Origin of the sequence: Glutamicibacter sp. AOP12-B1-11, assembly GCF_052379245.1 — a bacterium.
Taxonomy (GTDB): Bacteria; Actinomycetota; Actinomycetes; order Actinomycetales; family Micrococcaceae; genus Glutamicibacter.
Window position 1 is genome coordinate 139730 of the sequence record NZ_JBQSYL010000003.1, and the last position, 26211, is coordinate 165940.

Below are 26211 nucleotides of genomic sequence, written 5' to 3' on the forward strand. Positions count from 1 at the left end.
GAGGAATAAGAAAAATGGGAATTCGTAAGTACAAGCCAACTACCCCGGGCCTTCGCGGCTCGTCGGTAGCTGACTTCGCAGAAATCACCCGATCGACTCCGGAAAAGTCGCTGGTTCGCCCGCTCACCAAGAGCGGCGGCCGCAACAACTCCGGTAAGATCACCACCCGACACAAGGGTGGCGGACACAAGCGTGCCTACCGCGTGATCGACTTCCGTCGTCACGACAAGGACGGCGTTCCGGCAACCGTTGCTCACATCGAGTACGACCCGAACCGCACCGCACGTATCGCTTTGCTCCACTACATTGATGGAACCAAGCGCTACATCGTTGCTCCGAACAAGCTCCAGCAGGGCGACCAGGTTGAGGCCGGTCCAAACGCGGATATCAAGCCAGGTAACAACCTGCCGCTTCGCAATATCCCGGTTGGTTCCGTAATCCACGCGGTCGAGTTGCGTCCGGGCGGCGGTGCCAAGATGGCACGTTCCGCTGGCGCTTCGATCCAGCTGGTGGCTCGTGAGGGCCGCTTCGCTCAGCTGCGTTTGCCTTCGGGTGAAATCCGCAACGTTGATGTGCGCTGCCGCGCAACCATCGGCGAAGTTGGCAATGCCGAGCAGATCAACATCAACTGGGGCAAGGCCGGCCGCATGCGCTGGAAGGGCGTTCGCCCAACCGTGCGTGGTGTCGCCATGAACCCGATCGATCACCCACACGGTGGTGGTGAAGGTAAGACCTCCGGTGGTCGTCACCCGGTCAACCCTAATGGTAAGCGTGAAGGACGCACTCGTCGTCCGAACAAGGACAGCGACAAGCTTATCGTGCGTCGCCGTCGTACCGGCAAGAACAAGCGATAGGAGCCTGGAAACATGCCACGCAGCCTGAAGAAAGGCCCCTTCGTCGATCAGCACCTCTTCCTTAAGGTCGAAGCTGAAAACGAAAAGGGCACCAAGAACGTCATCAAGACGTGGTCCCGCCGTTCGATGATTATCCCGGACATGCTGGGACACACCATCGCCGTGCACGACGGTCGTAAGCACATTCCAGTGTTTGTCACCGAATCAATGGTTGGCCACAAGCTCGGAGAGTTTGCAGCCACCCGCACGTTCCGTGGCCACGTAAAGGACGACAAGAAGGGCAAGCGTCGCTAGGTCCCGTTAGGGATCTAGAGATGCTTCCCCCTCTTCGAGAGACGAGAGAAGGAAAGCAATGGAAGCCAAGGCAATTGCGCGCCATATTCGCGTGACGCCTATGAAGGCCCGGCGCGTCGTCAACCTTGTTCGTGGTCTACAGACCAACGAAGCGCTGGCTATCCTGAAGTTTGCCCCACAGGCAGCTTCGGAGCCAGTGTACAAGGTTGTTGCATCGGCAGTGGCTAACGCCCGTGCCGCTGCAGACCGTGCAGGTGAAGCATTCAATGAGGACGAGCTGATCATCAGCGAAGCGTTTGTTGACGAAGGTCCGACCATGAAGCGGTTCCAGCCGCGAGCTCAGGGTCGCGCATTCCAGATCAAGAAGCGCACCAGCCACGTCACCGTGGTTGTTTCAACCCCGGAGAAGGGTGGGGAGAACTAAATGGGACAGAAGGTAAACCCGAACGGTTTCCGTCTCGGCATCACCACTGACCACGTTTCGCACTGGTTCGCCGATAGCAGCAAGCCAGGACAGCGCTACGCAGATTACGTAAAAGAAGACGTAAAGATCCGCGCATTGCTGTCCACCGGAATGGATCGTGCAGGCATCGCCCGCGTCGAGATCGAGCGCACTCGTGACCGTGTTCGTGTGGATATCCACACCGCACGTCCGGGCATCGTGATCGGCCGCCGCGGCGCCGAAGCAGATCGCATCCGTGGCGCACTGGAGAAGATGACGGCTAAGCAGGTTCAGCTGAACATCCTCGAGGTCAAGAACCCTGACATGGAGGCCCAGTTGGTCGCCCAGGGCATCGCCGAGCAGCTTGCTTCGCGTGTGGCTTTCCGCCGCGCGATGAAGAAGGCCATGCAGTCGGCAATGCGCGCTGGTGCCAAGGGCATCCGCGTTCAGTGCTCCGGTCGTCTTGGCGGTGCAGAAATGTCCCGCAAGGAGTTCTACCGCGAAGGTCGTGTGCCGCTGCACACCCTGCGTGCGAACATCGACTTCGGCAAGTTCGAAGCCAAGACCACCTTCGGCCGTATCGGCGTGAAGGTCTGGATCTACAAGGGCGACGTAACCGCCAAGGAACTTGCTGCACAGCAGGCCGCAGCAGCTCCGGCTCGCGGTGGTCGCGGCGGTGGCAACGATCGTCCACGTGGTGGAGAGCGTCGTCGTCGTCCAGAGCGTAAGGGCGCTGCAGCTCCGGCTGCGGAAGGAGGACAGGCTTAAATGCTTATCCCACGTCGAGTGAAGTTCCGTAAGCAGCACCACCCGAAGCGCTCCGGCGCTGCCAAGGGCGGAACCACTGTTGCTTTCGGTGAATACGGCATTCAGGCTCTTACTCCTGCTTACGTGACGAACCGTCAGATCGAGGCAGCTCGTATCGCGATGACCCGTCACATCAAGCGTGGCGGTAAGGTCTGGATCAACATTTACCCAGACCGTCCACTGACCAAGAAGCCAGCCGAAACCCGCATGGGTTCCGGTAAGGGTTCCCCGGAGTGGTGGGTTGCAAACGTAAAGCCAGGACGCATCTTGTTCGAACTTGATGGCGTTTCAGAAGAGGTAGCTAAGGAAGCATTGCGTCTCGCAATCCACAAGCTGCCATTGAAGGCACGCATCGTGCGTCGTGAGGGTGGTGAATAGGGATGACTATTGGTTCTAAGGATCTAAGCGTCGACTCCCTGGACGGCTTCGATAATACTCGTTTGAACGAGGAATTGAAGAAGGCCAAGGCAGAACTGTTCAACCTGCGTTTCCAGTCGGCTACCGGCCAGCTTGAGACTCACGGCAACCTGAAGGCTATCAAGCGCGACATCGCACGCATCTACACCGTAATGCGTGAGCGCGAGCTGGGTCTTCGTAAGGAAGTTGTTGTCCCGGTTGAAGAGACCAAGAAGGGCAAGGAAACCAAGTAATGAGCGAGAAGGATAACGTCGTGGACGCAGCTGTAGAGCGCAACGACCGCAAGACCCTCCGTGGTTACGTGGTTTCCGACAAGATGCAGAAGACCATCGTCGTTGACGTTGAGGACCGTGTTAAGCACGCCCTTTACGGCAAGGTCATGCGTCGCAACAAGAACGTGAAGGCTCACGACGAGAACAACGAAGCCGGCATTGGCGACTTGGTTGTAATCGCAGAGACTCGCCCCTTGTCAGCAGACAAGAACTGGCGTCTCGTTGAGATCGTTGAGAAGGCTAAGTAAGCTTTCTCGGTGATTTCACGGATTACGTGAATAACTGAAAACGCCCCGGAGCACTGCGCAAGCGGCCCGGGGCGTTTTTTGTGCCCCCGGGTTGCGACTGCAGCAGAGTGCGTTATAACGGACTGCAGCTTGGTGCGAAGATTCCGCATTCACGTACTGGGGCCCATATCGATGTTCGCGGCAGACCGGCTGGTAGGGGACTACGGTGCGCATCAGTGCGTAATGACATCAATGAGGAGTTGATACATGCTCCCCGCCGCGGTAGACATGGAACATGTCAGATCGATCACCAAACTTTTCTTCGCAGATATTGGCAACTCGTGGCGTCAACGGACACCGCCAGTACCGCATCCCGGCTCTGGCCGTCACGACCGCTGGAACCGTACTCGCAGCCTACGATGGCCGCCCAAATCTTGACGATCTGCCCAACACTATCGATCTGTTGCTTCGGCGAAGCACGGACCATGGCCTTTCGTGGGGCGCACAGCTGAATATCCGTACCGGCACCGGTCTGCAAGGCTTCGGCGACCCCAGCCTGGTAGTAGATCAGCAGACCTCACGTATATTCTGTTTCCACGCCGCGGGCACTCATGCTGGCTTCTTTGAGTCCGTTGAAGGCATCGAGCCCGAGGATACGGTGCAACATGTGGATCTCGCCTATTCGGATGATGACGGATTGAGCTGGCGATACCGTAGGATCACAGAACAGCTCAAACGCCCGGGGATCACTGGGATTTTTGCTGCCGCCGGTGCCGGCATTCAACTGACCCGAGGTCGCTTTGCCGGCCGATTGGTGCAGCAGATGGTGCTGCTTGAAAACGGCGTCATCAAAGCCGCCTCGGCCTATTCCGATGATCACGGTGAGACTTGGACGCTTGGCGAGTCTACGGCGGAGGAGGCCAATGAGAATAAGGTAGCCGAGCTTTCGGATGGTCGAGTCTTGCTGAACTCACGCGCACCAGGTCACCGGGTCCAAGCCGTATCCAGCGATGGTGGGCACAGCTACGGGCCGCTAATTCCGGTCCCTTCACTGCCGGATCCTGGTGATAACGGCAGCATATTTTCTATCGAGAATGACAAGCCGAGACCTATCTTGTTGGCCACGAATAACCGCGATAGCTCACTTCGCCGCAACACCGTTCTGAGCGTGTCATTTGATGCAGGTACTCAATGGCAACCGGTCGCCTCAATATGTCCGGGAAGTTCTGCGTACTCCACGGGAACGCGTCTGGCAGATGGGTCACTCGGAGTTCTATTGGAGGACAATGGGTACACAAATATTGTTTTTGCGCGACTGGAATCGGCCGCGCTCAGCGAAAGCGCACTTCGTCGGGCCGCCGACACGTATACGGATCTAGAAACGGGCCCATTCAACATGGTGCTGCGTTCTATAACTCCCGGGCAACCAGAAAAGTGGGTCAATGTCGGTGAATTCCATGTCATATCCGCCAATGCCGGTGAATGGGGGCATCATGCATGGAAAGAAGTTGGGCAGGGATACGCTGGCGGTGACCAGATCCTAGGTACGCGGGAGGCACAGGAAGCCAACTACGGGGCGCCAAAGCAGGGTCTCCGGGCCGGCGATATCCTCGCTTTTACGGGACGTTTTTCCAATGAAGGAAAGACTTCGCTCAAAGTTGCGCTGAATGGAAACTTTGATGGGGATCTCAACCAGCAGTTCCCTGAAGCAGTGGTGCCTCCGGGGAAGGCCATCAACTTTTTCACACCGACCTATACCCTCACATCCGCTGACATCGAGCGCGGATCGGCTGAGGTGCGTTGTTCACTCGATGCTGGTGAAGATTCGTGGCACAACAACTTTGTCGCTGATACCGCTACCGGCATTATCCATCCGTCTCCCGCGTAAACGGTTTCACCGAACTTCGTAAGAACTGTTCAGCAGGCGTTCCCAGTCAGCTGCCATCCCAATCTCGGCGGCAACACCCCCGGACTATTGGATAAGCAGGGGGCAAGGCACCATGCCGAGATTGGTCGGACGACGGCTCCTATGTTCCTCGGTGTTAATGAGTTGTCAACAACATAACGGGAGAACGGTAAAACCAGAGCTCTTGAAGTAGCGGCGCAGCGCTGTCAGCATAGGGCATGGCTTCTATCAAATTCATCCGGCCCGCGGGCCTTGTCCACTCGACTGCCTTCAGCCACGTGGCGGTGGTGCCGCCAGGGGCAAGAATGGTTTACGTGGGCGGGCAAAACTCGGTTGACGAGCGCGGGACGCTCATCGGTGCCGATGATGTGGCGGTGCAGGCCGCTCGGGCGTTGCACAACGCACGCATCGCTCTGAACGCCGCCGGCGCGGATCTGGCCGATGTGATCTCCTGGAACGTCCAACTTGCCGAGGGCGTTGATGTATCCCGCGCCTACGGGGCTATCGCCGGCGAACTGAGCTCCGCGAATCCGCCGCTGGTGACCGCGAGCCTCGTCGCAGGCTTGGGCGTGCAGGGCGCACTCGTCGAAATCAGTGCGGTGGCCGCGCTGTTTGACTAGGCTCGCGAAAGACCGTGTCTGCTGCTTTCGAATTTGCGCGGTAGGCGCTCGGGGTGAAACCGAGTACCTGGCGAAAATCGGTGGTCAGATGCGCATGGTCTGCGTACTCCAACTCGGCGGCAATCTGGGCGATCGTTGTTTCAGGGCTTTCACGCAGCCGCTGTGCGGCTTCTTGCAGACGGTATCGGCGGATGATGGTCAACGGTGCGAGCCCCACGTAATCATTTGCCAGGCGCTGGACGCTGCGCACCGATATCCCCATGGCCTGTGCCAGCTGGGGGACATTGATCATTTCCCTCTGCCCGGCGGCCAGCTCAAGCATGCGATTCGCCAGAAGCCCTTGGACCGAAGCACGCGGGATCTTCGCTTCGAGCCAGGCCGCGAAGAGCCTGATCGCCGATTCGATGGTTTCCCTGTTCACCGGGCCGGCCAGCAATGCGCAGATCGGTTCGTGCGGTGTCGGTCCCGGGATGCGCATCTCGGCTCCGAGCAAGCTGCGCGGATCAAGGCCGAAGGCCGGGGTGGACGCGGGCAGGAGCATGGCCGCGAGGACCCAGCCGGTTCCGCTCAAATCACGATGCGAGGCACCGGAAGCAACGCCGGAGAGCGTCACGCCCTGGCGTTGAATATCCACATTCATGCAGGGGAACGGAAGCAATTCTTGGCGCGAGGAACGGCCTGGGGCAATATCCCAGCGAGCCAGCCAGAACCAGCCCACGCGGTCACGCAACTCTTCGGGAGCTGGCACTCGCATGAAGTCTGGCAACTTCGCGGGGTAGAGCACGCCACGACGTTCGGCCGAGCTGTCCATGACTGTTCACCTCCACGATTGGCGCGAATCTACAAGACTCAGCGTGCCACAAGCTCCTAGGGTGAAGGTATGGAATATCGAGAAGAAAACAAAATGGGTGTGACCGGGCAGCACACCGTCGCAGGGATCCCTCGCGGATCCACATCGTTGACTCCGTTTTTGGCGATCCGGAATGCGGCTGGGGCCGTGGAGTTCTACCGTGAGGTCTTTGACGCCAGAGTCGTGGACTCCACCGAGATCGGGGGAGTGCTGGTCCACGCAGACCTGGACTTTGGCAACGGTAAACTGCAGTTGGGAGAGCCGAGCCCCGACTACGGACTCGTTGCACCACCCGCGCAACCCGAAGCCTGCTACTCCATGGGCCTGTACTGCCCGAACGTCGATGAGCTAGTGGCAAAGGCCGAGGCGGCGGGAGCCGCAATCCGCGAGCCGGTGGCAACCTTCGTGTCCGGTGATCGTTTTGCCTCGATCATCGATCCCTTTGGAGTACGCTGGTCGCTGATGTCCAGGGTGGAGGATCTCTCCGAAGCGCAGAGCAAGGAGCGCGTAGCCCGGTGGGCGGCGGAGCAGCAGGCCTGAGCTGCGCTTGGTCCGCGTGCTTGTGCATCGACTTCACCCTTGTGCGGATAGTTCGGAGAATCCTCGTTCAAATGCGGAGTGCAGCATCCAGCGGGGCCAAGGCAATTCGGCCGCGGCTAGTGCTTCATCGATGCTGCGCCCGGCGTTCCAGGCGCTTCGAACCGCATCGGCCACAGCATGGAGTTCTGTGGCCTGCGTGGCGGCAAATTGGCGATCCACGGCCCGCCCGTGCCCTGGAACAATCACATCCGCTGGCTCGATTCCAGCCAGCAGCGTGCGCAAGGATTCGGGCCAGTGAAGCGGCCAGCTTCCCGAACCAAACATGGGAGGACCGGATTCTTCGATCACGTCCCCAAGCATCCATACTCGGGCGTCGGGAACGAAGACCGCAAGATCTGTGTCCGTGTGTCCACGCGAAATGGGCAAGCAGGCAATCTCGCGTCCACCAGCGGTCAGCGTGGTCGCTTGTTCCACAAGCACGGACGGGTGCACCAAGGCGACCTGGTCCCATGCCTTGTCTGGTTCTCGGCCGGGATCCTTGCGCCACGCCGCCAAACGTGGTGCTTCAAAGGCATCGAAGTGGGCAGGGATCCGCCGGTGGCCGATAATGGGTACGCCCAGTTCAGCGAATACGGAATTTCCAAAGCAATGATCGTAGTGCGCATGGGTATTGATCGCGCCCACGATTGGTTTGCCGAAGCGTTGCCTCAGCTCATCCACTATGGCTCTGGCTTCGCTGGGCGAACCGCCGGTGTCAACGACGGTCGTACCGCTAGGCCCGAGGATCGCGGCAATGTTGACCCTATCTGCGCCATAGGATTTCACGAATACATCATTTGCGACCTCAACCCAAGACATGACCACAACGGTACAGCCGTCGGCGGTCGAAATGGCGGATCCGGCGATGGCAATAGGCCTTGGACATCGGCAGCAACTCAAATTACTGCAGTTCGACTCGTTCGGTCTTCTTCCCGCGCCGGGCAGAATTTCCAGAATCATCTCGGCTGTGTCCGGGAGCGCAGAATGCTCCACTAGCAGCGGGCCTAGGCAACCGTCGCGGGGGAGTGCTGCATTCGTGCAGTGCGGGTTATGGCCGTCAACTAATCGCCGCAACTCTCACCGCCGGCTCCAGCGGCCAGGTCCGTCACGAGAATCCCTGCGAGTTCTGCAACGCTACCGGCTGGGCCATGGAATAAATACCGCGAGCCGTGGGGCTGATTCTGGCTAAACATCTCGACAGGATAAGCTCCCGGTATGCCCACAATTGATCTGCAAAAACGGAAGAAGACCTTGTGGATCCCGGTGGTGCTGCTGTCACTGGTGATTGCGGGGCTCGCGCATGTACCGTGGCTCGCCGGGGGAGTGCTGCCCAAGGTGCAGGCGGCCTCGCTGTGGCTTCTGCTCATCCCACTTGCCGCGCTGGTCTATGCCTGCTGGCGGCGCAAATTATTTCCCGGCGCGGTGCTGTTGTTGGTGCTCATTTTCGGATTGCAGCCTTACCTGCAGTTCAATCCGCCGTCTGGCACGGATCACCGACCGGCGCTGAAGGTATTTTCGTTTAATACCTATAAGGCCCAGGCAGATCCCGCCGAGCTGGCGCGCGAGATCAGCAGCGAAGATCCAGATGTGCTTGTTTTGGTGGAGACCAGTGAGCCGTTGCATGAATCGCTCGCGGCCCGCGGAGCCATGACCGAATATCTCTACCGGACAGCTCCGGCGACGGAAGATGGAAACCGGGACACAGTCATTTTTTCAAAACTCCCGTTGACCCAGACCGAGACGGAGCTGAGTACCGAAGAGACCGGGTGGTTCAGCATGCCCACGGTGCTGATCGAGGTTCAGGGACAGCAGGTGCCCTTGGCCGCAGTGCATGTGTATCCGCCATTGGGCAATGCGGAAACCTGGGAGCAGGGGCTTGGCAGCGTGGAGAAGTGGATCGAAACGCATGGTGAAAACCCGGTGATTTTGGCGGGCGACTTCAATGCCACGCGCGGCCATCCGCAATACCGCCGCGCGGTGCAGGGGTTAGATGAAGCTTCGGGGTTTGTTCCTGCGGCGACTTGGCCGGCCACGCGACTGCCGAGTCCAGTCATAGAGATTGATCACATCATTTCTCGTGGGTTTGCGGTCGCGGAGACGAAATCGACCCGATTGCCCGGCTCGGATCATTTGGCGCTCAGCGCAACTTTGCATCTGCATCCGCCAGCAAGCCCGTAAAGCCGGGAGCAATCCGGGCCGCGGGTGTGACCAAGAACGCTAGCTTTCCTATTACCACACCATTTCTAAATGGCGTGAATCTAGGCTAGACTTAAGGTTCTGTGCGCATTTCATTCGAGGACTATCCACCTTCGGTGCGATGCAGTGCGGCCCGGCACCGTCGGGTTGCGCAGTACAGCCTCGATATTTTACGCCTCGGCCCTGCCAGCAATTGGGATCAGCATTCGGTGCGCCCGCGCCGGTGGGGGTAAGCGATCGTATCGTGGAGACCATATCCGTTCCGCAAGGCTCCCAGAGAGAACCAGCGAGACGACAGGAGTAAGAAGTGATTCAGAAAGAGTCGCGACTAAAAGTTGCCGATAACACTGGTGCTAAGGAAATCCTTACCATCAACGTGCTCGGTGGCTCGAAGCGTCGCTACGCAAGCATTGGCGACACTATTGTCGCTACCGTCAAGGATGCAATTCCAGGCGGCAACGTGAAGAAGGGCGACGTCGTCAAGGCTGTCGTTGTTCGCACCAAGAAGGAAATCCGTCGTGCAGACGGTTCCTACATCAAGTTCGACGAGAACGCTGCTGTGATCTTGAAGAACGAAGGTGAGCCCCGCGGAACCCGTATTTTCGGTCCAGTGGGTCGCGAACTTCGTGACAAGAAGTTCATGAAGATCGTTTCGTTGGCTCCGGAGGTGCTGTAAGCATGGGTGCAAAGATCAAAAAGGGTGATCTGGTTCAGATCATCTCAGGCAAAGAGCGTGGCAAGCAGGGCAAGGTCCTGACTGTCATCACCGCCACTTCGCGCGTTCTGGTTGAGGGCGTTAACCGCGTCACCAAGCACACCAAGGCTGGACAGTCCGAAAACGGAACCACGTCCGGTGGCATCGAGGTTGTCGAGGCTCCAGTGCACGTTTCCAACGTTGCAGTGGTTGACCCAGAGACCAAGAAGCCAACCCGCGTTGGTTTCCGCGAGGAAACCGTCGAGAAGAACGGTGTGTCCAAGACTGTGCGCGTCCGTTACGCCAAGGCTTCCGGAAAGGATCTGTAATGACTGAGACAGCCACCAAGATCCAGCCACGTCTGAAGGCAAAGTACGCCGCAGACATCCGCCCTGCATTGCAGGAGCAGTTCAGCTACGTCAACCCGATGCAGGTACCAACCCTGACCAAGGTCGTCGTGAACATGGGTGTCGGCGAGGCCGCTAAGGACTCGAAGCTCATCGAAGGCGCCGTGCGCGATCTGACCGCAATTACCGGTCAGAAGCCAGTGGTCACCAAGGCTCGCAAGTCGATCGCACAGTTCAAGCTGCGCGAAGGCATGCCGATTGGTACCCACACCACCTTGCGTAACGATCGCATGTGGGAATTCGTCGATCGCTTGATCACCTTGGCACTGCCTCGTATCCGCGACTTCCGCGGTCTGAGCGACCGCCAGTTTGATGGCAATGGCAACTACACTTTCGGTCTGACCGAACAGTCGATGTTCCACGAAATCAACCAGGACAAGATCGATCGCGTGCGCGGTATGGACATCACTGTGGTGACCACCGCCAAGACTGACGATGAAGGCCGTGCCTTGCTCAAGGCTCTGGGCTTCCCGTTCAAGACCAACAACTAAACTCGCTACGTTACAGGTCCCTAGCGGAAACCGTAACGAGGAAGGGCTGAAGCCCACATGTCTATGACAGATCCAGTCGCAGATATGCTGACTCGACTGCGCAACGCCAACTCGGCACACCACGACTCCGTGTCGATGCCGTCGAGCAAGCTCAAAGTGCGCATTGCCAACATCTTGAAGGATCAGGGCTACATTGCCTCCTTCGAGGAAGAAGCAGCAGAAGTCGGCAAGACGCTGACCATCACCCTGAAGTACGGCCCATCGCGTGAGCGTTCAATCGCTGGCGTACGCCGTATCTCCAAGCCAGGCTTGCGTGTATACGCAAAGTCCACCAACCTGCCTCACGTGCTCGGTGGTCTTGGTATCGCAATCCTGTCCACCTCCTCCGGTCTGCTTACTGACCGTCAGGCTGCAAAGAAGGGCGTAGGTGGGGAAGTCCTCGCCTACGTCTGGTAACGGGAAGGGAGAAACATACAATGTCACGTATTGGACGTCTTCCGATCACCGTCCCGGCAAACGTTGAGCTGAATGTGGATGGCCAGCAGGTCACCGCAAAGGGCCCGAAGGGTGAGCTTTCGGTCACCATCTCGGCTCCTATCACCGTTGCCAAGGATGAGAACACCGTTACCGTATCCCGCCCGAACGATTCGCGCGATGCGCGTTCGTTGCACGGCTTGAGCCGCACCCTGATCAATAACCTGATCATCGGTGTGACCGACGGATACGAAAAGAAGCTGGAAATCCACGGTACCGGCTACCGTGTTGTCGCTAAGGGCGCCGGCCTGGAGTTCGCTCTCGGCTACTCGCACCCAGTTAGCGTCACGGCTCCTGACGGCATCACCTTTACCGTCGAGGGCAACAACAAAATCACCATCGCTGGTATTGACAAGCAGCACGTCGGTGAAGTTGCCGCTAACATCCGCAAGCTGCGCAAGACCGAGCCTTACAAGGGCAAGGGCATTCGCTACGCTGGCGAGATCATCCGCCGCAAGGTCGGAAAGGCTGGTAAATAATTATGGCTATCGGAATCAAGGGCAAGAGCAGGTCCGCTTCACGCGGTCGTCGCCACCTGCGTGTGCGCAAGCGCATCGTTGGTACCTCGGTACGCCCACGCTTGGTCATCAACCGTTCGGCTCGTCACATGTTCGTACAGATCGTGGACGACTCACAGGGTCTGACCCTGGCCAGCGCTTCGACCATGGAAGCAGATCTTCGCGCAAGCGATGCCGACAAGACCGCAAAGTCCAAGCGCGTTGGTGAGCTCGTCGCAGAGCGCGCCAAGGCTGCAGGCATCGAAGCAGTTGTCTTCGACCGCGGCGGTAACCGCTACCACGGTCGCGTGGCAGCCATTGCCGACGGCGCACGTGAAGGTGGGCTGGCACTGTGAGCGAAGCTACTAACAAGAAGGAAACTCAGGTGTCTGAAGCTACTGAAGCAGCCTCGACTACTGCAGCTCCTGCCACGGAGAAGACCGGCGCCGCTCGCGGCGAGGGTCGTGGCCGTGGTGGAGAAGGCCGTGGCCGTGGCGAGGGTCGTGGCCGAGGCCGCGATTCGAAGGACAGCCGCAATGACGACAAGGACAAGTTCCTTGAGCGCGTTGTAGCTATCAACCGCGTATCCAAGGTCGTCAAGGGTGGTCGTCGCTTTAGCTTCACCGCACTTGTCGTCGTGGGCGACGGCAACGGAATGGTTGGCGTTGGCTACGGTAAGGCCAAGGAAGTTCCAGCAGCTATCGCCAAGGGCGTTGAAGAAGCCAAGAAGTCCTTCTTCCGCGTTCCACGCGTTGGCGGCACCATCCCGCACCTGGTCAAGGGCGAGGCCGCCGCTGGCGTCGTCTTGCTCCGTCCAGCTGCTCCGGGTACCGGCGTTATCGCCGGCGGTCCGGTGCGTGCGGTATTGGAATGCGCTGGTATCCAGGACATCCTTTCGAAGTCGATGGGTTCAAGCAACCAGATCAACATCGTGAAGGGCACCATTGCAGCGCTGAAGGGTCTCGAAGAGCCTGCAGCAGTTGCAGCTCGCCGCGGTCTTCCGCTGGACGAGGTTGCACCAGCAGCAATGTTGCGTCACATCCAGACCCAGAAGGCAGGTGCTTAATCAATGGCTAAGAACATTGTTCCAGGCGATGCCACGCTGGAAATCACCCAGATTAAGTCCATCATTGGTGGTAGCCAGGTTCAGCGCGACATCGTTCGCTCGCTGGGTCTGAAGCGCATCGGACACACCGTTGTCCGCTCCGCTGACCCTGTGACCGTAGGTATGGTCAACAAGGTTCCACACCTGTTGAAGGTTGAGGAGGCGAAGTAAAGATGGCTGAAGAAAAAGCACTTAAGGTTCACCACCTGCGTCCAGCTCAGGGTGCCAAGACCGCCAAGACCCGCGTGGGTCGTGGCGAGGCATCCAAGGGTAAGACTGCAGGCCGTGGTACCAAGGGTACGAAGGCTCGTTACCAGATCAAGGCAGGTTTCGCAGGTGGACAGCTTCCACTGCACATGCGTCTGCCAAAGCTGCGTGGCTTCAAGAACCCATTCCGCGTCGAGTACCAGGTTGTAAACCTAGACAAGATCTCGGAATTGTTCCCAGAAGGTGGCGAAGTTACCGTCGAGGCACTCGTTGCCAAGGGCGCTGTTCGTAAGAACCAGCCTGTCAAGGTGCTGGGCACCGGCGACCTGACGGTCAAGGTTGACGTGAAGGTTAACGCTTTCTCGGCTTCCGCAACCGAAAAGATTGCTGCTGCTGGCGGCCAGGCAGAAACCCTCTAATTCAGGGTTTGCGCTATAGCTAAATCCCCGGTGAGCTTGTTTAGACAAGCTCACCGGGGATTTTCTTATCTCGCGTTACTCGTAGTATTACGCTCCGAAATCCCAAGTAAACCACCGTATTTCCGCAACCACTGCGAAAAAATGGGGTTATAGCTGTGTGGCGTATTTGGCGAGATAGTACATAAGACGGCTAGAATCATTAGGTCATAGCAAGAGTCTTTACCTAGACTCAAGCACATACTTCAGGAGGACGCTTGTTCAGCGCCATAGCCCGAGTTTTTCGGACGCCTGACCTGCGCAACAAACTGCTTTTCACCCTCGGGATCATTGCGATCTATCGAGTCGGCGTTTTTATTCCGGCCCCGGGCGTGGATTACAGCAACGTTCAGCAGTGTCTAGCATTGGGTTCAACCACCGGTGGTCTTTATCAGTTCGTAAACCTCTTCAGCGGCGGCGCCCTGTTGCAAGTTTCGATCTTTGCCATGGGTATCATGCCGTACATTACGGCGGCCATTATTGTGCAGCTACTGCGTGTGGTGATCCCGCACTTCGAAGCACTGCACAAGGAAGGCCAAGCCGGCCAAGGCAAGCTGACCCAGTACACCCGCTACCTGACCATCGCATTGGCGCTCTTGCAGGGCACCACGCTGATCACTCTGGCGCGTACCGGCGGACTGTTCCCGAGCTGCACCCTGCCGCTGATTCCCGATGACTCGATTATCGTGATTCTGCTGATGATCTTCGCACTGACCGCAGGCACCGGCCTGATCATGTGGATGGGCGAATTGATCACCGAACGCGGTATCGGCAACGGCATGTCCATCCTGATCTTCATCTCGATCGCTTCGGGCTTCCCGGCCGCCATGGGCGCCATCGCGCAGTCCCAGGGTTGGGGCACCTTCATCGGTGTCATCGCCATCGGCTTCCTGGTGATCGCGCTGGTCGTGTTCGTGGAGCAGTCCCAGCGACGTGTTCCGGTGCAGTACGCCAAGCGCACCATCGGACGGCGCACCGTGGGTGGCACCTCCACCTACATTCCGCTGAAGGTCAACATGGCGAACGTGATCCCGGTGATCTTCGCCAGCTCGATCCTCGCCCTGCCGCAGATGATCGTCTCGTTCAACCAGAACGATGACGGCACCCTGCCAGGTTGGGCCATGTGGCTGCAGGAGCACTCGGCGTCCTCTTCGCCGTGGTACATGCTCGTCTACACCCTGCTGATCATCGGCTTCACCTACTTCTATGTCGCGATTACCTTCAACCCGATTGAAGTCTCAGACAATATGAAGAAGTACGGCGGCTTCATTCCGGGCATTCGCGCCGGCAAGCCAACGGCCGAGTATCTGCAGTTCGTGATTTCCCGAATCACCTTCGCGGGCGCCCTGTATCTGGCGTTCGTCGCGTTGATCCCGCTGATCGCCTTCGTGCTGTTCAACGCAGACCAAAACTTCCCATTTGGCGGCACCTCGATCCTCATCATGGTTGGTGTGGGTCTGGAAACCGTCAAGCAAATCAATGCTCAAATGCAGCAACGAAACTATGAAGGGCTACTGCGATGAGTCGACTGTTAATTATTGGTCCACCGGGTGCCGGCAAAGGCACCCAAGCAGTGAAGATTTCCGAGCGTCTGGAGATCGTCGCGATCTCCACCGGTGATATCTTCCGCGCCAACGTCAAGGGCGGCACCCCACTGGGTGTCGAGGCGAAGAAGTACATCGACGCCGGCAACTTCGTGCCGGACTCGGTCACCAACAATATGGTTGAAGATCGACTGGGCCAGGAAGATGTCGCCAACGGCTTCCTGCTCGATGGCTACCCACGCACCAGCGCGCAGGTTGATGCCCTGGATGCCATGCTTGCCGCTCAGGGCGTCGAGTTGGATGCGGTGCTGCAGCTGACCGCCGATGACGAAGAGCTGGTAGCGCGCCTGCTCAAGCGTGCTGAGATCGAAGGCCGTGCCGATGACACCGAAGAGGTCATCCGCCACCGCCTGGGTCTGTACAACGAAGAGACCCGCATCGTGGTGGATCGCTACGAAGAGCGCGGCATCGTGCGCAAGGTCGATGGCATTGGCGCCATCGACGAGGTCACCGAGCGTGTGCTCTCGGCGTTGAACGTTACCGCCTAAGCATTTCCACTTACACGTAGGGACCGTGCCGCGAACAGCCTCTGAGGGCCGTGGCACGGTCCCTGCGTGGTTTAGCTACACATATCCAAACGCTTACTTGGGTTCTGAGACCCAAAAGAATTAAGGGGCATGACATTGGCTCTAGGTCAGCCACGAATTGAGTACAAAACCAATTCGCAGATTTTGAAGATGCGCGAGGCCGGACTGGTGCTCGCCGAAGCACTCGACGAGGCCAGCGCCACCGCCCGTCCGGGGGTCACCACCAAGCAGGTCGACGCGGCCTTCGCGAAGGTGCTCGAACGCCACGGCGCCACCAGCAACTTCCTCGGCTACCACGGTTTCCCGGCGAACATCTGCGCCTCGGTGAACCACGAGGTCGTCCACGGCTTCCCCAGCGAGTACGAGCTGAAGGACGGGGATGTGCTCAAGGTCGATGGCGGCGCGATCATCGATGGCTGGCATTCGGACTCCGCGCGCACCCTGCTCATCGGCAACGTGGACCCGGCGGACCAGCGGCTGAGCGAGATCACCGAGCAGGCCATGTGGGCCGGCATCGCCGCCTTCTCCAAGGCGCGGTACATCGGGCAGATCGGCGAAGCGATCGACGACTTCGTCAGCTCCCAGCCAGGGGCCCCGCTGGGCATCTTGGAGGAGTACTGCGGCCACGGCATCGGCTCGGCCATGCACATGGCCCCCGATGTGCTGAACTACAACACCGGCCACCGCGGATCGCGGATCAAGCCCGGCATGGCGCTGGCCATCGAACCAATGCTGGTGCGCGGCAAGATCGCGACCTCGGTGCTGGAAGATGACTGGACGGTAGTCACCGACGACAAGGCGAACGCCTCGCAGTGGGAGCACACCGTAGCCATCCACATGGGCGGCATCTGGGTACTCACCGCACACGACGGCGGCGAAGCGGGATTGGCGCCATTCGGCGTGACTCCCTCGCCGATCAAGCCTTAAGTTCTGGCTCCGGCACGCCCAGCGTGCCGGAGCTAACAGTTTAAGTGCGTCCTTGGATTTGTCCTAGAGTCTGCCAATGGCGTATTCTTAATTTTTGGTTGTCTATTTGACTGAGCCTAAAACTCTTAGGGTTCGGTGAAGTCGTATACAGCCAGAACCAATTACTTGTTGATGGAAAATCGTCAACAACAAAAGTTAGCGGGGAAAATGGGCAAGAAGGAAGGCGTCATCCAGGTAGAGGGCTCCGTATCCGAAGCGCTGCCGAACGCGATGTTTCGCGTAGAGCTGCCAAACGGTCACGTGGTGCTCGCCACTATCTCGGGTAAGATGCGTCAGCACTACATTCGTATCCTCCCAGAGGATCGAGTGCAGGTTGAAATGAGCCCATACGACCTCAACCGAGGCCGTATCGTTTACCGCTACAAGTAAATCTGCAGTCCATAGACATTAGCCTGACGGACGTTGAACGAGAGATCGTTCGAACGCCCGTCTGAGGAATGTCCATGGGACAAGCTGCTTATTCACTGCTCCACTCAATAACTGCAACCGCAAAAGGACAAAGCCTTGAAGGTTAACCCTAGCGTGAAGCCGATCTGCGATAAATGCAAGGTGATCCGTCGTAATGGCGTGGTCATGGTGATCTGCGAGAACCCACGCCACAAGCAGCGTCAGGGCTAATTCCGTTCTTCGGAATTTCCCACGCGTAGTCATATAGGCAGTACCGCATCGAAGACTCGATGCACACCCCCGGGTTCGGAGGCCGGGGCCAGGAGATATCCTGGGTGGTACTGCTCCAGACCTCCGTTGGTTGAAAGGTAGCCACTTGGCTCGTTTAGCAGGCGTGGACATTCCACGCGAAAAGCGCGTAATTATCGCGCTGACTTACATCTACGGCGTGGGCAAGACCCGTGCAGAAGAGATCATCGCAGCGACCGGGACCAACCCGGACACGCGCGTTAAGGATCTCAGCGACGCTGACCTCGTTCAGCTGCGTGACTTCGTCGAAGGCACTTACAAGGTAGAAGGTGACCTGCGCCGCGAGGTTCAGGCTGACATCCGCCGCAAGGTCGAGATCGGATCCTACGAAGGTATTCGTCACCGTAAGGGCCTGCCGGTCCACGGTCAGCGCACCAAGACCAACGCTCGTACCCGCAAGGGCCCGAAGCGTACCGTCGCAGGTAAGAAGAAGACTCGCTAAATCTTAGCGGTCTAGTTCAAATACTTTTTTCGTAGGAGAAGAAATGCCCCCAAAGACTCGTGGAGCGGTACGTAAGCCGCGTCGCAAGGACAAAAAGAATATCGCGCAGGGACAGGCGCATATCAAGAGCACCTTCAACAACACCATCGTATCGATTACCGATCCGTCCGGTGCTGTTATCTCGTGGGCTTCGGCCGGCGAGGTAGGCATGAAGGGCTCGCGTAAGTCGACCCCGTACGCTGCTCAGATGGCCGCTGAATCTGCCGCTAAGCGCGCGCAGGAGCACGGCATGCGCAAGGTTGACGTTTTCGTCAAGGGCCCGGGCTCGGGACGCGAAACCGCGATCCGTTCGCTGCAGGCTGCTGGCCTTGAGGTTGGATCCATCCAGGATGTTTCCCCAAGTGCCCACAACGGTTGCCGCCCATCAAAGCGTCGCCGCGTCTAATTGATTCGCTAGGCTGAGCCTAAAGAAGTCACCGAGCCATTCTTGCCGAATGGGTCGGTGACGTTCTTGGACTCTCATGCCTGCAACAGACGAACGGCCAACAGGCTACCGTCGTTTCCACCCCCGTGAGGCGTCATATAGCGGACGCTCGCTGAAAGGAAATGTAAGTGCTCATTACGCAGCGCCCAACCCTGACCGAAGAAGTAGTTTCCGAGAATCGCTCCCGGTTCATCATTGAACCGTTGGAGCCAGGCTTTGGTTACACCCTAGGCAACTCACTCCGCCGTACCCTGTTGTCCTCGATCCCTGGTGCAGCTGTCACCAGTGTTCGACTCGACGGTGTATTGCACGAGTTCTCTACCGTAGCCGGTGTCAAGGAAGACGTCACCGAACTGGTTCTTAACATCAAGAACCTGTCGGTCTCTTCCGAGCACGACGAGCCGGTCGTCGCCTACCTGCGCAAGCAGGGCCCAGGCGTCGTCACCGCAGCGGATATCACCCCACCAGCGGGTGTAGAGTTCCACAACCCTGAGCTGCACATCGCTACCTTGAACGCCAATGGCAAGTTCGATTTGGAACTGACCATCGAGCGTGGCCGTGGCTATGTGTCAGCTGCTCAGAACAAGAGTGCCGACACCGAGATCGGTCGAATCCCAGTTGATTCGATCTACTCGCCGGTGCTGAAGGTGACCTTCCGCGTGGAAGCTACCCGTGTTGAGCAGCGCACCGACTTCGATCGCTTGATCGTTGACGTTGAAGCAAAGCCGTCGATCACCCCGCGTGATGCTGTTGCATCCGCAGGTACCACGCTGGTTGAGTTGTTCGGTTTGTTCCGCGAACTGAACACCGCAGCCGAAGGTATCGAAATCGGCCCATCGCCAACGGATGCAGCTTTGGCTGCAGACATGGCGCTGCCGATCGAGGATCTGGAACTGACCGTTCGCTCGTACAACTGCTTGAAGCGTGAGGGCATCCACTCCGTGGGTGAACTCGTAACTCGCTCCGAGGCCGACCTGATGGACATCCGTAACTTCGGTGCGAAGTCCATTGACGAAGTCAAGGCCAAGCTTGTTGAACTGGGTCTAGCACTGAAGGATTCCCCTCCAGGGTTCGACCTTGCCGCTCGTAGTGCCATCGAAGATGGCGACGACGTCTACGACGAAGGCCTGTAAAGACCTTAGTCTCGCGACACACTACTTCACCCGACCTGCCGGTCACATACCGGCGGACTCGGTCATTCATCTAGGAGAACTACCATGCCTACCCCTACTAAGGGTCCGCGTCTCGGCGGCAGTGCAGCACATGAGCGATTGATCTTCGCTAACATGTCCGCACAGCTCTTCGAGAACAAGAAGATCACCACCACCCTGACCCGCGCCAAGCGTCTGCGTCCACACGCAGAGCGCCTGATCACCTTCGCAAAGCGTGGAGATCTGGCCTCGCGTCGTCGCGTCCAGTCGGTTATCGCTTCGCGCTCGCGCACCAACAAGTCGATCGTTCACGAGCTGTTCGCGAACATCGCACCTGCTATGGCCGATCGCCAGGGTGGCTACACCCGCATCACCCGGATTGGTAACCGCAAGGGCGACAACGCTCCTATGGCTGTTATCGAACTGGTTATGGAACCGGTTTCGCCAAAGCAGGCAGTCGTCAAGGAAGCCACCCAGGCTACCGAGAAGGCAACCGAAGCTACCACCGAAGAAGCCTAAGCCTGAGCTTGTGAATCTTCACCGGTAAAACGGTCAAGTTATCCCCGGACATTCCGCAAGGAATGTCCGGGGATTTCTCTTTAATCGCAGAATTTGAAAGAGCTGAAGCAAGCGCGGCAGGGCCTACAGGTCGTTAAGCCCTGGGCACGTCGTTTCCAGCTTGTCGGAAAGCGCGCGGTTCTCCGCGGTATCCAGCAACGACATCTTCACTTGCATCTGCTGGGTACTGAGCGAGTCATCGGAGACCACGGCAATGAACTCGTCTGTATTGTCGGCGTAGGCGGCCAAATCAGCGGAAAACTCAGCTTCGGCTTGGTCTGCCACACTGCGGAAGATTGCAGATATTTTTTTGCCCTGCTCCACGGTATCGCCGAGGCTGCCCGTGCTGTCGGTGTCGAGATTCTGCTCTTTGGCCTGGTTGATGATCTCTTGGCAGGCTTCTTCATTTGACAGAGGTTTCTCCGCGCATGCGCCCAAGCCGAAGGTGGCAGCTAAGGTGATAGCGCTTATTGCAGTCATGCGGGTGAAATTCATGGATGCTCCAAGCCGTTGGTGTTCGATGATCGTTAGGCTCACCACGAAATACTCGTGAAAAGCCACTACCGCCAATTATAGCGAGCCGTTAGCCTTATTTAGCCGACATGAAGCGTTCAATCACTTGCAGTCACTTTCAGTAGGCCAGGCTGCTCAGTTCATTGCGAACAATTCCCAGTTGGAATTCGGGCGCTATCTCAGAGGATAATTGAAAGCATGAATTCGCAGTCAGAGGTCATTGATCCCTTCGGTACCACCGCTCTGGGTACTAGTTCGTCCCCGGCGCTGATCCGCATGCGCATGGTGCTTGGCTACGACGGCGCCGCCTACAACGGCTGGGCGCGGCAGCCCAATGTCGTCGGGGTGCAGCAGCTGGTCGAAGAGGCGTTGGAAACCCTGATCCGCCGCCTGATCCGGGTGGTCGTCGCCGGACGCACCGATGCCGGGGTGCACGCGCGCCGGCAGGTAGTCCACTTCGATCTGACCGAGGAGGAGTATCTGGCTCTGCCGCGCAATTCGGATCTGGAGCCTGGCCCGGCGCTCCTGCGCCGCATCAACGGCCTCTTGGGCCGCCAGGATAAGGCCGTGTGGGTTCATGAAGTGGCCAAGGCCGCCGAGGGTTTCGACGCACGCTTCTCCGCCTTGGCTCGTCGCTATTCCTACCGGATCGCCGACGGCATCCACCGCTGGGATCCGCTGAGCCGGCAGCTGACCATGTGGTACCGCGAGGACATAAACATTGACCTGTTAAACGCCGAGGCCCGGTCGGTCCTCGGACGCCACGACTTCCTCTCCTACTGCAAGCCGCGCCCGCGAGCGACCACTATCCGCACGCTGCAGGAGTTCCACTTCAGCCGTGCCGAGGACGGCAACATCCTGGTGCGCTTGAAGGCCGACGCGTTTTGCCACAATATGGTGCGCTCGCTGATCGGGGCGGCGCTGCGTGTGGCTAGCGGCAGGGAAGAGCCCGGTTTTCTGGCCGAACGCCTGGCGCTGATGGTGCGCGATTCGAAGTCGATTCTGGCTCATCCGCACGCGTTGGTGCTCGAAGAGGTCTACTATCCTGATGACCACGAGCTGGCCGAGCGAGCGGCACTTACCAGGGCAAGGCGCGACGTTTCGCAGAAGGATTCATTAAAAGACCTCGATTAATGACCCTTTGGGTGTCATTGCTCACCAAGAGGCACCTTTGTTTTGGTCGTCTGAGTGTTAATCGGCTAAACTTTTATGAGTTGTGTATGTCCACGTTCGACACTACACGCCCAAGCGTGACGGCTTAGTTGCATAGTCGCTGGTCTGCTGGGTGTGCGAACAATATATGGACGGCCGGTCATCATCAGTCCTCACCTGACGTACTGGTCTAAGCACAAGAACAACACGACAGTGCTCGTCACTGGAGGATCTCACGCCTCGACACCTGCGACTGTTTGACCAGAAACGAATCAACGTAAGGCAATTACTGTGCGTACGTACACCCCTAAGCCGGCTGACCAGACTCGTCAGTGGTTTGTCATTGACGCCACCGACGTAGTACTCGGCCGTCTCGCCGTCCAGGCCGCAACCCTGCTGCGCGGCAAGCATAAGCCAACCTTCGCAGCTCACATGGACATGGGCGACCATGTCATCATCATCAACGCCGAGAAGGTCGCCCTGACCGGTAAGAAGCTGAAGGACAAGCGCGCCTACCGTCACTCGGGCTTCCCGGGCGGTCTGAAGAGCGTTAACTACGCCGAGCTCCTCGAGAAGAACCCAGTTCTGGCCGTCGAGAAGGCCATCAAGGGCATGCTTCCAAAGAACAAGCTTTCCGACGCTCAGCTGTCCAAGCTGAAGGTATACCGCGACGCCGAGCACCCACACGCTGCTCAGGCTCCAAAGGTACTGGAAATCAGCCAGGTCGCTCAGTAGTACTGGCCCCGAGAACAAAGACTTAATAGGAGATTATCGTGGCTGAGAACGCTGAAGAGACCACCGAATTCGAAGGCGAAACCCCTTCGACTTACACCACCGAGACCGCTGCATCGACCGTCGTAGCCGACACCGAGCGCGCTCCACTAACCGTTCCAGGTGGCGCAGTAGGCCGCCGCAAGCAGGCTATTGCCCGCGTTCGCCTGATCCCAGGCTCGGGCAACTGGGTCGTCAACGGCCGCACCCTGGAAAACTTCTTCCCTAACAAGCTGCACCAGCAGGATGTTAACGAGCCATTCAAGGTTCTGGGTCTAGAAGGCGCATACGATGTTATCGCCCGTATCCACGGTGGCGGCATCTCCGGCCAGGCCGGCGCATTGCGTCTTGGCATTGCCCGCTCGCTGAACGAGATCGATCGCGATGCAAACCGCGCGGCGCTGAAGAAGGCCGGCTACTTGACTCGTGACGCACGCGTCATCGAGCGCAAGAAGGCTGGTCTCAAGAAGGCCCGCAAGGCTTCGCAGTTCTCGAAGCGCTAAACCTTACCCACAGGTTTCCCAAAGGCCCGCATCTTCGGATGCGGGCCTTTGGCCTTTAAACGGCCGTTTGTGACCTCCTGGCCATTAAAGTTTTCTCACATAGCGTTCCAAAGCTCACATACGCACGGGTAAATCGATGCGCAGGGCTTATGATTGACGATGATGGCAAGGTTATTTGGGACCGATGGGGTCCGAGGAAAAGCAAACGAGTTATTAACCCCCGAGCTGGCGCTGGATCTAGCGCAAGCAGCTTCGGTGGTTCTTGGTTTAAGTCAGTCGGAAGACGGACGCAAGCCGGTTGCCGTGGTGGCGAAGGATCCGCGTATCAGCGGCGACTTCCTCTCCGCCGCGATCGAGGCTGGTCTGGCCGCTTCCGGTGTTGACGTTAAGGATGCGGGCACGCTGCCGACTCCGGCCGCCGCATTCCTGGTCGGTGATCTCAACGCCGACTTCGGCGTGATGATCTCCGCCTCGCATAATGCCGCGCCGGATAACGGCATCAAGTTCCTGGCCCGGGGAGGCAAGAAGCTGGACGACGCGTTGGAAGACGCGATCGAAGCCTGCCTGGACATGCCGAACCCGCGCCCCACCGGTGGCGCCGTAGGACGGATCTCGCGTTTCTCCGACGCCGAGGACCGCTACATCATGCACCTGCTGGCGGCTATGCCAAACCGCCTCGAAGGCGTTAAGGTGGTTCTGGACTGCGCCCACGGCGCGGCTTCGGGCTGCTCGCCAGAGGTATTCAAGAACGCCGGCGCAGAGGTCATTGTCATCGGCGCCGAGCCAGATGGCATCAACATCAATGACGGCTACGGCTCCACCCACCTGGAAAAGCTCCAGGCCGCCGTGCTCGAGCACGGTGCGGACCTGGGCATCGCCCACGACGGCGACGCGGACCGCTGCCTCGCGGTGGACCACGAGGGCACCGTCGTTGACGGGGATCAGATCATGGCCGTGATGGCCATCGACCTCAAAGCCCGCGGCGAGCTGGTTGATGACACTCTGGTAGCTACCGTGATGAGCAATCTCGGTTTGAAGATCGCCATGGAAGAAGCCGGCATCACGCTCAAGCAGACCGGCGTCGGAGACCGCTACGTGCTCGAAGGCATGCGCGAAGGCAACTACTCGCTGGGCGGCGAGCAGTCCGGCCATGTCATCTTCAGCAAGTACGCCACCACCGGTGACGGGGTGCTGACCGGCCTGCTGCTGGCAGCCCGCGTGAAGGCCACCGGCAAGACCCTCAAGGAGCTTGCCTCCGTGCTCACCGTCCTGCCGCAGGTACTGATCAATGTGCGCGGCGTGGACAAGGCAGGGGTTGCCGAGTGCGAACCGCTGCTCAATGAGATCGCCGGGACCGAGGCCCGCCTGGGTTCCACCGGACGGGTGCTCTTGCGCCCCTCGGGCACCGAGCCAGTGGTTCGCGTGATGGTCGAGGCCGCCACCCAGGACCAGGCCCAGCTCGAAGCGGAGCTGCTGGCCGGCGCCGTGGCAACCCACCTGGCGCTTTAAGGCAACCACCCAGTAAACATCAAGAAAACTCACACCCCCGTACCGCGTTCCCGCAGGGATCATGGTGCGGGGGTGTGGCATGCTAACTAGTAGTTATTGGGTTAGATATCTGGGGAGTAGTACTTCGTGACTTTGCGTATCAGCGTCATCGGCACCGGCTATCTTGGTGCAACCCATGCAGCGTGCATGGCAGAACTGGGCTATGAGGTCATCGGCCTGGATGTTAATCCGGAGAAGCTCCAGGCACTGGCTGCCGGGATCCTACCCTTCCACGAGCCGGGCCTGCCCGAGCTGCTGCGCAAGCATGTTTCCAGCGGGCGCCTGCGGTTCACCGACTCCTACGCGCAGGTGGCCGAACTGGCCGACATCCACTTTGTCACCGTCGGCACCCCGCAGCGCGCGGACTCCCAATCTGCGGATATGAGCTACGTGGATGCGGCGGTGGATTCCCTGGTGGAGCACATCAGCGGCGAGGCGCTGATCGTGGGCAAATCCACGGTGCCCGTGGGCACAGCCCGCCGGCTGGCCGAACGCATCGAAGCCACCGCGAGCCCGGAAAGCCACATCACCCTGGCCTGGAACCCGGAGTTCCTGCGCGAGGGCTTCGCCGTGAAAGACACACTGACACCGGACCGCCTGGTCTACGGCCTGGCGGATGAGAGCGCGCTGGGCAAGCTGCGCGAGGTCTACGCGCCGATCCTCGCCGCCGGCACCCCCGAGGTCGTCACCGACCTGGAAACCTCGGAGCTGGTCAAGGTAGCCGCCAACGCGTTCCTGGCCACCAAGATCTCCTTCATCAACGCCTTCGCCGAAGTCACCGAGAACGTCGGCGGGGACATCAAGACGCTGGCCGACGCGATCGGCCACGATGCGCGCATTGGACGCAAATTCCTCAACGCCGGCGTCGGATTCGGCGGCGGCTGCCTGCCCAAGGACATCCGCGCCCTCCAGGCCCGGGTCAGCGAGCTGGGCCTGAGCCAGACCATGGGCTTCCTCGCCGAGGTGGACCAGATCAACCTGCGCCGCCGCGACCGCGTGGTGTCGCTGGCCTCCTCGATCCTGGGGGAGCAGCTGGCGGGCAAGCGGATCTGCGTGCTCGGGGTGACCTTCAAGCCCGACAGCGACGACGTGCGTGACTCGCCGGCGCTGGATATCGCGGTGCGGCTGTACAACTCCGGGGCCGAAGTTTCGGTCTATGACCCGGAGGGCAATAAGAACGCGGCCGGACGATTCCCAAGGCTGAACTACGTGGACTCCTGGCGCGAGGCGGCGAAGGCCGCGGACCTGGTGCTGCTGCTGACCGAATGGAAGGAATTCCGGGCGCTGGACCCCCAAGAGCTCGGCGAGGTCGTTGGCACCCGGGCCCTGATCGATGGGCGCAATGTGCTGGACCGCCCGATGTGGCGCGAGCAGGGCTGGGTTATCACCGGGCCCGGCGAGAAGTTCGAGCTCGACTAACA

General features: G+C 59.0%; 36 protein-coding genes and 1 pseudogene. 34 read left to right on the forward strand and 3 right to left on the reverse strand.

All coding sequences use genetic code 11. From position 1 onward, the window contains the following. Positions 1-14 precede the first annotated feature (14 nt). From rplB to ACT3UQ_RS02795, 9 genes are all read left to right on the forward strand, one after another. Positions 15-854: a 50S ribosomal protein L2 gene (gene rplB / locus ACT3UQ_RS02755; RefSeq protein WP_096283685.1), complete on the forward strand. Its 840-nt coding sequence runs from the start codon at positions 15-17 to the stop codon at positions 852-854. A gap of 12 nt (positions 855-866) precedes the next feature. Next, the gene (rpsS, locus tag ACT3UQ_RS02760) at positions 867-1148 is read left to right on the forward strand and encodes a 30S ribosomal protein S19 (RefSeq protein WP_096283683.1); all 282 of its coding nucleotides are present in this window, start codon (positions 867-869) and stop codon (positions 1146-1148) included. A gap of 58 nt (positions 1149-1206) precedes the next feature. Then, on the forward strand, positions 1207-1572 hold the full coding sequence (gene rplV, locus ACT3UQ_RS02765) for a 50S ribosomal protein L22 (protein ID WP_096256898.1): 366 nt from the start codon (positions 1207-1209) through the stop codon (positions 1570-1572). Then, positions 1573-2358 carry a 30S ribosomal protein S3 gene (gene rpsC / locus ACT3UQ_RS02770; RefSeq protein WP_096283680.1) on the forward strand — a complete coding sequence of 262 codons (786 nt, stop codon included), beginning with the start codon at positions 1573-1575 and terminating at the stop codon, positions 2356-2358. It begins immediately after the preceding gene. Continuing rightward, on the forward strand, positions 2359-2775 hold the full coding sequence (gene rplP / locus ACT3UQ_RS02775; RefSeq protein WP_096283678.1) for a 50S ribosomal protein L16: 417 nt from the start codon (positions 2359-2361) through the stop codon (positions 2773-2775). Positions 2776-2777: 2 nt separating this feature from the next. After that, a complete protein-coding gene (gene rpmC / locus ACT3UQ_RS02780; protein WP_096283676.1) occupies positions 2778-3047 on the forward strand; it encodes a 50S ribosomal protein L29 in 270 nt (89 codons plus the stop codon). Continuing rightward, positions 3047-3334: a 30S ribosomal protein S17 gene (rpsQ, locus tag ACT3UQ_RS02785; RefSeq protein WP_096256894.1), complete on the forward strand. Its 288-nt coding sequence runs from the start codon at positions 3047-3049 to the stop codon at positions 3332-3334. Before rpmC ends, rpsQ begins: the two co-directional genes overlap by 1 nt. 274 nt (positions 3335-3608) lie before the next feature. After that, positions 3609-5201, forward strand: coding sequence for a sialidase family protein (locus ACT3UQ_RS02790; RefSeq protein WP_105553134.1), 1593 nt, complete (start codon positions 3609-3611; stop codon positions 5199-5201). Between the two features lie 236 nt (positions 5202-5437). Beyond that, positions 5438-5839, forward strand: coding sequence for a RidA family protein (locus ACT3UQ_RS02795; protein ID WP_105553133.1), 402 nt, complete (start codon positions 5438-5440; stop codon positions 5837-5839). Here ACT3UQ_RS02795 and ACT3UQ_RS02800 read toward each other — a convergent pair. Continuing rightward, positions 5811-6650: a helix-turn-helix transcriptional regulator gene (locus ACT3UQ_RS02800; protein ID WP_096283668.1), complete on the reverse strand. Its 840-nt coding sequence runs from the start codon at positions 6648-6650 to the stop codon at positions 5811-5813. The two genes, ACT3UQ_RS02795 and ACT3UQ_RS02800, sit on opposite strands and share 29 nt — an antisense overlap. A 69-nt stretch (positions 6651-6719) precedes the next feature. Here ACT3UQ_RS02800 and ACT3UQ_RS02805 point away from each other — a divergent pair, with 69 nt between their 5' ends. Then, positions 6720-7229, forward strand: coding sequence for a VOC family protein (locus tag ACT3UQ_RS02805; protein ID WP_096283666.1), 510 nt, complete (start codon positions 6720-6722; stop codon positions 7227-7229). Between the two features lie 33 nt (positions 7230-7262). On the opposite strand, the gene ACT3UQ_RS02810 is transcribed toward ACT3UQ_RS02805, so the two are convergent. Beyond that, positions 7263-8087, reverse strand: coding sequence for an MBL fold metallo-hydrolase (locus ACT3UQ_RS02810; RefSeq protein ID WP_444636458.1), 825 nt, complete (start codon positions 8085-8087; stop codon positions 7263-7265). Positions 8088-8483: 396 nt separating this feature from the next. Here ACT3UQ_RS02810 and ACT3UQ_RS02815 point away from each other — a divergent pair, with 396 nt between their 5' ends. The 19 genes and pseudogenes from ACT3UQ_RS02815 to rplQ all read left to right on the forward strand — a co-directional run. Next, positions 8484-9446 carry an endonuclease/exonuclease/phosphatase family protein gene (locus tag ACT3UQ_RS02815; RefSeq protein ID WP_444636459.1) on the forward strand — a complete coding sequence of 321 codons (963 nt, stop codon included), beginning with the start codon at positions 8484-8486 and terminating at the stop codon, positions 9444-9446. 325 nt (positions 9447-9771) lie between these two features. Further along, entirely contained in the window at positions 9772-10140 is a 369-nt protein-coding gene (rplN, locus tag ACT3UQ_RS02820) for a 50S ribosomal protein L14 (RefSeq protein WP_096283660.1), read from the forward strand. Between the two features lie 2 nt (positions 10141-10142). Continuing rightward, complete coding sequence (rplX, locus tag ACT3UQ_RS02825) at positions 10143-10487, forward strand: 50S ribosomal protein L24 (RefSeq protein ID WP_096256888.1); 345 nt, start codon at positions 10143-10145, stop codon at positions 10485-10487. Further along, on the forward strand, positions 10487-11056 hold the full coding sequence (gene rplE / locus ACT3UQ_RS02830; protein ID WP_096283658.1) for a 50S ribosomal protein L5: 570 nt from the start codon (positions 10487-10489) through the stop codon (positions 11054-11056). The genes rplX and rplE overlap by 1 nt, the downstream gene beginning before the upstream one ends. Before the next feature lie 57 nt (positions 11057-11113). After that, positions 11114-11512, forward strand: a complete 399-nt coding sequence (rpsH, locus tag ACT3UQ_RS02835) for a 30S ribosomal protein S8 (RefSeq protein ID WP_096283656.1) — start codon at positions 11114-11116, stop codon at positions 11510-11512. Positions 11513-11532: 20 nt separating this feature from the next. After that, positions 11533-12069: a 50S ribosomal protein L6 gene (gene rplF, locus ACT3UQ_RS02840; RefSeq protein WP_096283654.1), complete on the forward strand. Its 537-nt coding sequence runs from the start codon at positions 11533-11535 to the stop codon at positions 12067-12069. 2 nt (positions 12070-12071) lie between these two features. Continuing rightward, a complete protein-coding gene (gene rplR, locus ACT3UQ_RS02845) occupies positions 12072-12443 on the forward strand; it encodes a 50S ribosomal protein L18 (protein WP_096283652.1) in 372 nt (123 codons plus the stop codon). 29 nt (positions 12444-12472) lie between these two features. Then, on the forward strand, positions 12473-13153 hold the full coding sequence (rpsE, locus tag ACT3UQ_RS02850; protein ID WP_176484079.1) for a 30S ribosomal protein S5: 681 nt from the start codon (positions 12473-12475) through the stop codon (positions 13151-13153). 3 nt (positions 13154-13156) lie between these two features. Further along, the gene (rpmD, locus tag ACT3UQ_RS02855; protein ID WP_096283647.1) at positions 13157-13363 is read left to right on the forward strand and encodes a 50S ribosomal protein L30; all 207 of its coding nucleotides are present in this window, start codon (positions 13157-13159) and stop codon (positions 13361-13363) included. 2 nt (positions 13364-13365) lie between these two features. Continuing rightward, a complete protein-coding gene (rplO, locus tag ACT3UQ_RS02860; protein WP_105553130.1) occupies positions 13366-13818 on the forward strand; it encodes a 50S ribosomal protein L15 in 453 nt (150 codons plus the stop codon). Positions 13819-14072: 254 nt separating this feature from the next. Then, complete coding sequence (secY, locus tag ACT3UQ_RS02865) at positions 14073-15377, forward strand: preprotein translocase subunit SecY (RefSeq protein ID WP_105568752.1); 1305 nt, start codon at positions 14073-14075, stop codon at positions 15375-15377. Continuing rightward, complete coding sequence (locus tag ACT3UQ_RS02870) at positions 15374-15946, forward strand: adenylate kinase (protein WP_096283641.1); 573 nt, start codon at positions 15374-15376, stop codon at positions 15944-15946. The genes secY and ACT3UQ_RS02870 overlap by 4 nt, the downstream gene beginning before the upstream one ends. A gap of 135 nt (positions 15947-16081) precedes the next feature. Continuing rightward, the gene (map, locus tag ACT3UQ_RS02875; protein ID WP_105650462.1) at positions 16082-16912 is read left to right on the forward strand and encodes a type I methionyl aminopeptidase; all 831 of its coding nucleotides are present in this window, start codon (positions 16082-16084) and stop codon (positions 16910-16912) included. 207 nt (positions 16913-17119) lie between these two features. Continuing rightward, complete coding sequence (gene infA / locus ACT3UQ_RS02880; protein WP_096256877.1) at positions 17120-17341, forward strand: translation initiation factor IF-1; 222 nt, start codon at positions 17120-17122, stop codon at positions 17339-17341. Between the two features lie 135 nt (positions 17342-17476). Continuing rightward, entirely contained in the window at positions 17477-17590 is a 114-nt protein-coding gene (gene rpmJ / locus ACT3UQ_RS02885; RefSeq protein ID WP_013349661.1) for a 50S ribosomal protein L36, read from the forward strand. A 145-nt stretch (positions 17591-17735) separates the two neighbouring features. Beyond that, a complete protein-coding gene (gene rpsM, locus ACT3UQ_RS02890) occupies positions 17736-18110 on the forward strand; it encodes a 30S ribosomal protein S13 (protein WP_096283639.1) in 375 nt (124 codons plus the stop codon). Between the two features lie 43 nt (positions 18111-18153). After that, positions 18154-18555: a 30S ribosomal protein S11 gene (gene rpsK, locus ACT3UQ_RS02895; RefSeq protein ID WP_096283637.1), complete on the forward strand. Its 402-nt coding sequence runs from the start codon at positions 18154-18156 to the stop codon at positions 18553-18555. A gap of 167 nt (positions 18556-18722) precedes the next feature. Further along, entirely contained in the window at positions 18723-19727 is a 1005-nt protein-coding gene (locus tag ACT3UQ_RS02900) for a DNA-directed RNA polymerase subunit alpha (RefSeq protein ID WP_096283635.1), read from the forward strand. A gap of 84 nt (positions 19728-19811) precedes the next feature. Continuing rightward, positions 19812-20258, forward strand: a pseudogene (rplQ, locus tag ACT3UQ_RS02905) (50S ribosomal protein L17); the annotation flags it as partial. Between the two features lie 129 nt (positions 20259-20387). Here the strand turns inward: rplQ and ACT3UQ_RS02910 are convergent. Continuing rightward, positions 20388-20864 (reverse strand): hypothetical protein, encoded by a 477-nt coding sequence (locus ACT3UQ_RS02910; protein WP_146114071.1) that lies wholly within the window; start codon positions 20862-20864, stop codon positions 20388-20390. Positions 20865-21014: 150 nt separating this feature from the next. Between ACT3UQ_RS02910 and truA the strand changes: the two genes are divergently transcribed. The 5 genes from truA to ACT3UQ_RS02935 all read left to right on the forward strand — a co-directional run bounded on the left by truA (position 21015) and on the right by ACT3UQ_RS02935 (position 26209). Then, positions 21015-21950, forward strand: coding sequence for a tRNA pseudouridine(38-40) synthase TruA (truA, locus tag ACT3UQ_RS02915; RefSeq protein WP_105650434.1), 936 nt, complete (start codon positions 21015-21017; stop codon positions 21948-21950). 309 nt (positions 21951-22259) lie between these two features. Continuing rightward, positions 22260-22703 carry a 50S ribosomal protein L13 gene (gene rplM, locus ACT3UQ_RS02920; protein WP_096283625.1) on the forward strand — a complete coding sequence of 148 codons (444 nt, stop codon included), beginning with the start codon at positions 22260-22262 and terminating at the stop codon, positions 22701-22703. A 38-nt stretch (positions 22704-22741) separates the two neighbouring features. Next, positions 22742-23242, forward strand: a complete 501-nt coding sequence (gene rpsI / locus ACT3UQ_RS02925) for a 30S ribosomal protein S9 (protein WP_096283623.1) — start codon at positions 22742-22744, stop codon at positions 23240-23242. 162 nt (positions 23243-23404) lie between these two features. Continuing rightward, positions 23405-24751 (forward strand): phosphoglucosamine mutase, encoded by a 1347-nt coding sequence (glmM, locus tag ACT3UQ_RS02930; RefSeq protein ID WP_096283776.1) that lies wholly within the window; start codon positions 23405-23407, stop codon positions 24749-24751. Positions 24752-24877: 126 nt separating this feature from the next. Next, positions 24878-26209: a UDP-glucose dehydrogenase family protein gene (locus tag ACT3UQ_RS02935; RefSeq protein ID WP_444636460.1), complete on the forward strand. Its 1332-nt coding sequence runs from the start codon at positions 24878-24880 to the stop codon at positions 26207-26209. Positions 26210-26211 lie beyond the last annotated feature (2 nt).

What these genes read in the sequence shown, in the direction of transcription:
- ACT3UQ_RS02805 (WP_096283666.1), top strand. Translation starts at nt 6,720, where the DNA reads ATGGAATATCGAGAAGAAAACAAAATGGGTGTGACCGGGCAGCACACC.
- ACT3UQ_RS02795 (WP_105553133.1), top strand. Translation starts at nt 5,438, where the DNA reads ATGGCTTCTATCAAATTCATCCGGCCCGCGGGCCTTGTCCACTCGACT.
- rpsQ (WP_096256894.1), top strand. Translation starts at nt 3,047, where the DNA reads ATGAGCGAGAAGGATAACGTCGTGGACGCAGCTGTAGAGCGCAACGAC.
- rpsH (WP_096283656.1), top strand. Translation starts at nt 11,114, where the DNA reads ATGTCTATGACAGATCCAGTCGCAGATATGCTGACTCGACTGCGCAAC.
- infA (WP_096256877.1), top strand. Translation starts at nt 17,120, where the DNA reads ATGGGCAAGAAGGAAGGCGTCATCCAGGTAGAGGGCTCCGTATCCGAA.
- rpmC (WP_096283676.1), top strand. Translation starts at nt 2,778, where the DNA reads ATGACTATTGGTTCTAAGGATCTAAGCGTCGACTCCCTGGACGGCTTC.
- rplE (WP_096283658.1), top strand. Translation starts at nt 10,487, where the DNA reads ATGACTGAGACAGCCACCAAGATCCAGCCACGTCTGAAGGCAAAGTAC.
- ACT3UQ_RS02815 (WP_444636459.1), top strand. Translation starts at nt 8,484, where the DNA reads ATGCCCACAATTGATCTGCAAAAACGGAAGAAGACCTTGTGGATCCCG.
- glmM (WP_096283776.1), top strand. Translation starts at nt 23,405, where the DNA reads ATGGCAAGGTTATTTGGGACCGATGGGGTCCGAGGAAAAGCAAACGAG.
- rplO (WP_105553130.1), top strand. Translation starts at nt 13,366, where the DNA reads ATGGCTGAAGAAAAAGCACTTAAGGTTCACCACCTGCGTCCAGCTCAG.
- ACT3UQ_RS02810 (WP_444636458.1), bottom strand. Translation starts at nt 8,087, where the DNA reads ATGTCTTGGGTTGAGGTCGCAAATGATGTATTCGTGAAATCCTATGGC.
- rpsK (WP_096283637.1), top strand. Translation starts at nt 18,154, where the DNA reads ATGCCCCCAAAGACTCGTGGAGCGGTACGTAAGCCGCGTCGCAAGGAC.
- rpsC (WP_096283680.1), top strand. Translation starts at nt 1,573, where the DNA reads ATGGGACAGAAGGTAAACCCGAACGGTTTCCGTCTCGGCATCACCACT.
- rplR (WP_096283652.1), top strand. Translation starts at nt 12,072, where the DNA reads ATGGCTATCGGAATCAAGGGCAAGAGCAGGTCCGCTTCACGCGGTCGT.
- ACT3UQ_RS02870 (WP_096283641.1), top strand. Translation starts at nt 15,374, where the DNA reads ATGAGTCGACTGTTAATTATTGGTCCACCGGGTGCCGGCAAAGGCACC.
- rpmD (WP_096283647.1), top strand. Translation starts at nt 13,157, where the DNA reads ATGGCTAAGAACATTGTTCCAGGCGATGCCACGCTGGAAATCACCCAG.
- truA (WP_105650434.1), top strand. Translation starts at nt 21,015, where the DNA reads ATGAATTCGCAGTCAGAGGTCATTGATCCCTTCGGTACCACCGCTCTG.
- rplX (WP_096256888.1), top strand. Translation starts at nt 10,143, where the DNA reads ATGGGTGCAAAGATCAAAAAGGGTGATCTGGTTCAGATCATCTCAGGC.
- rpsS (WP_096283683.1), top strand. Translation starts at nt 867, where the DNA reads ATGCCACGCAGCCTGAAGAAAGGCCCCTTCGTCGATCAGCACCTCTTC.
- ACT3UQ_RS02790 (WP_105553134.1), top strand. Translation starts at nt 3,609, where the DNA reads ATGTCAGATCGATCACCAAACTTTTCTTCGCAGATATTGGCAACTCGT.
- rplB (WP_096283685.1), top strand. Translation starts at nt 15, where the DNA reads ATGGGAATTCGTAAGTACAAGCCAACTACCCCGGGCCTTCGCGGCTCG.
- rplV (WP_096256898.1), top strand. Translation starts at nt 1,207, where the DNA reads ATGGAAGCCAAGGCAATTGCGCGCCATATTCGCGTGACGCCTATGAAG.
- rplP (WP_096283678.1), top strand. Translation starts at nt 2,359, where the DNA reads ATGCTTATCCCACGTCGAGTGAAGTTCCGTAAGCAGCACCACCCGAAG.
- rplF (WP_096283654.1), top strand. Translation starts at nt 11,533, where the DNA reads ATGTCACGTATTGGACGTCTTCCGATCACCGTCCCGGCAAACGTTGAG.
- ACT3UQ_RS02800 (WP_096283668.1), bottom strand. Translation starts at nt 6,650, where the DNA reads ATGGACAGCTCGGCCGAACGTCGTGGCGTGCTCTACCCCGCGAAGTTG.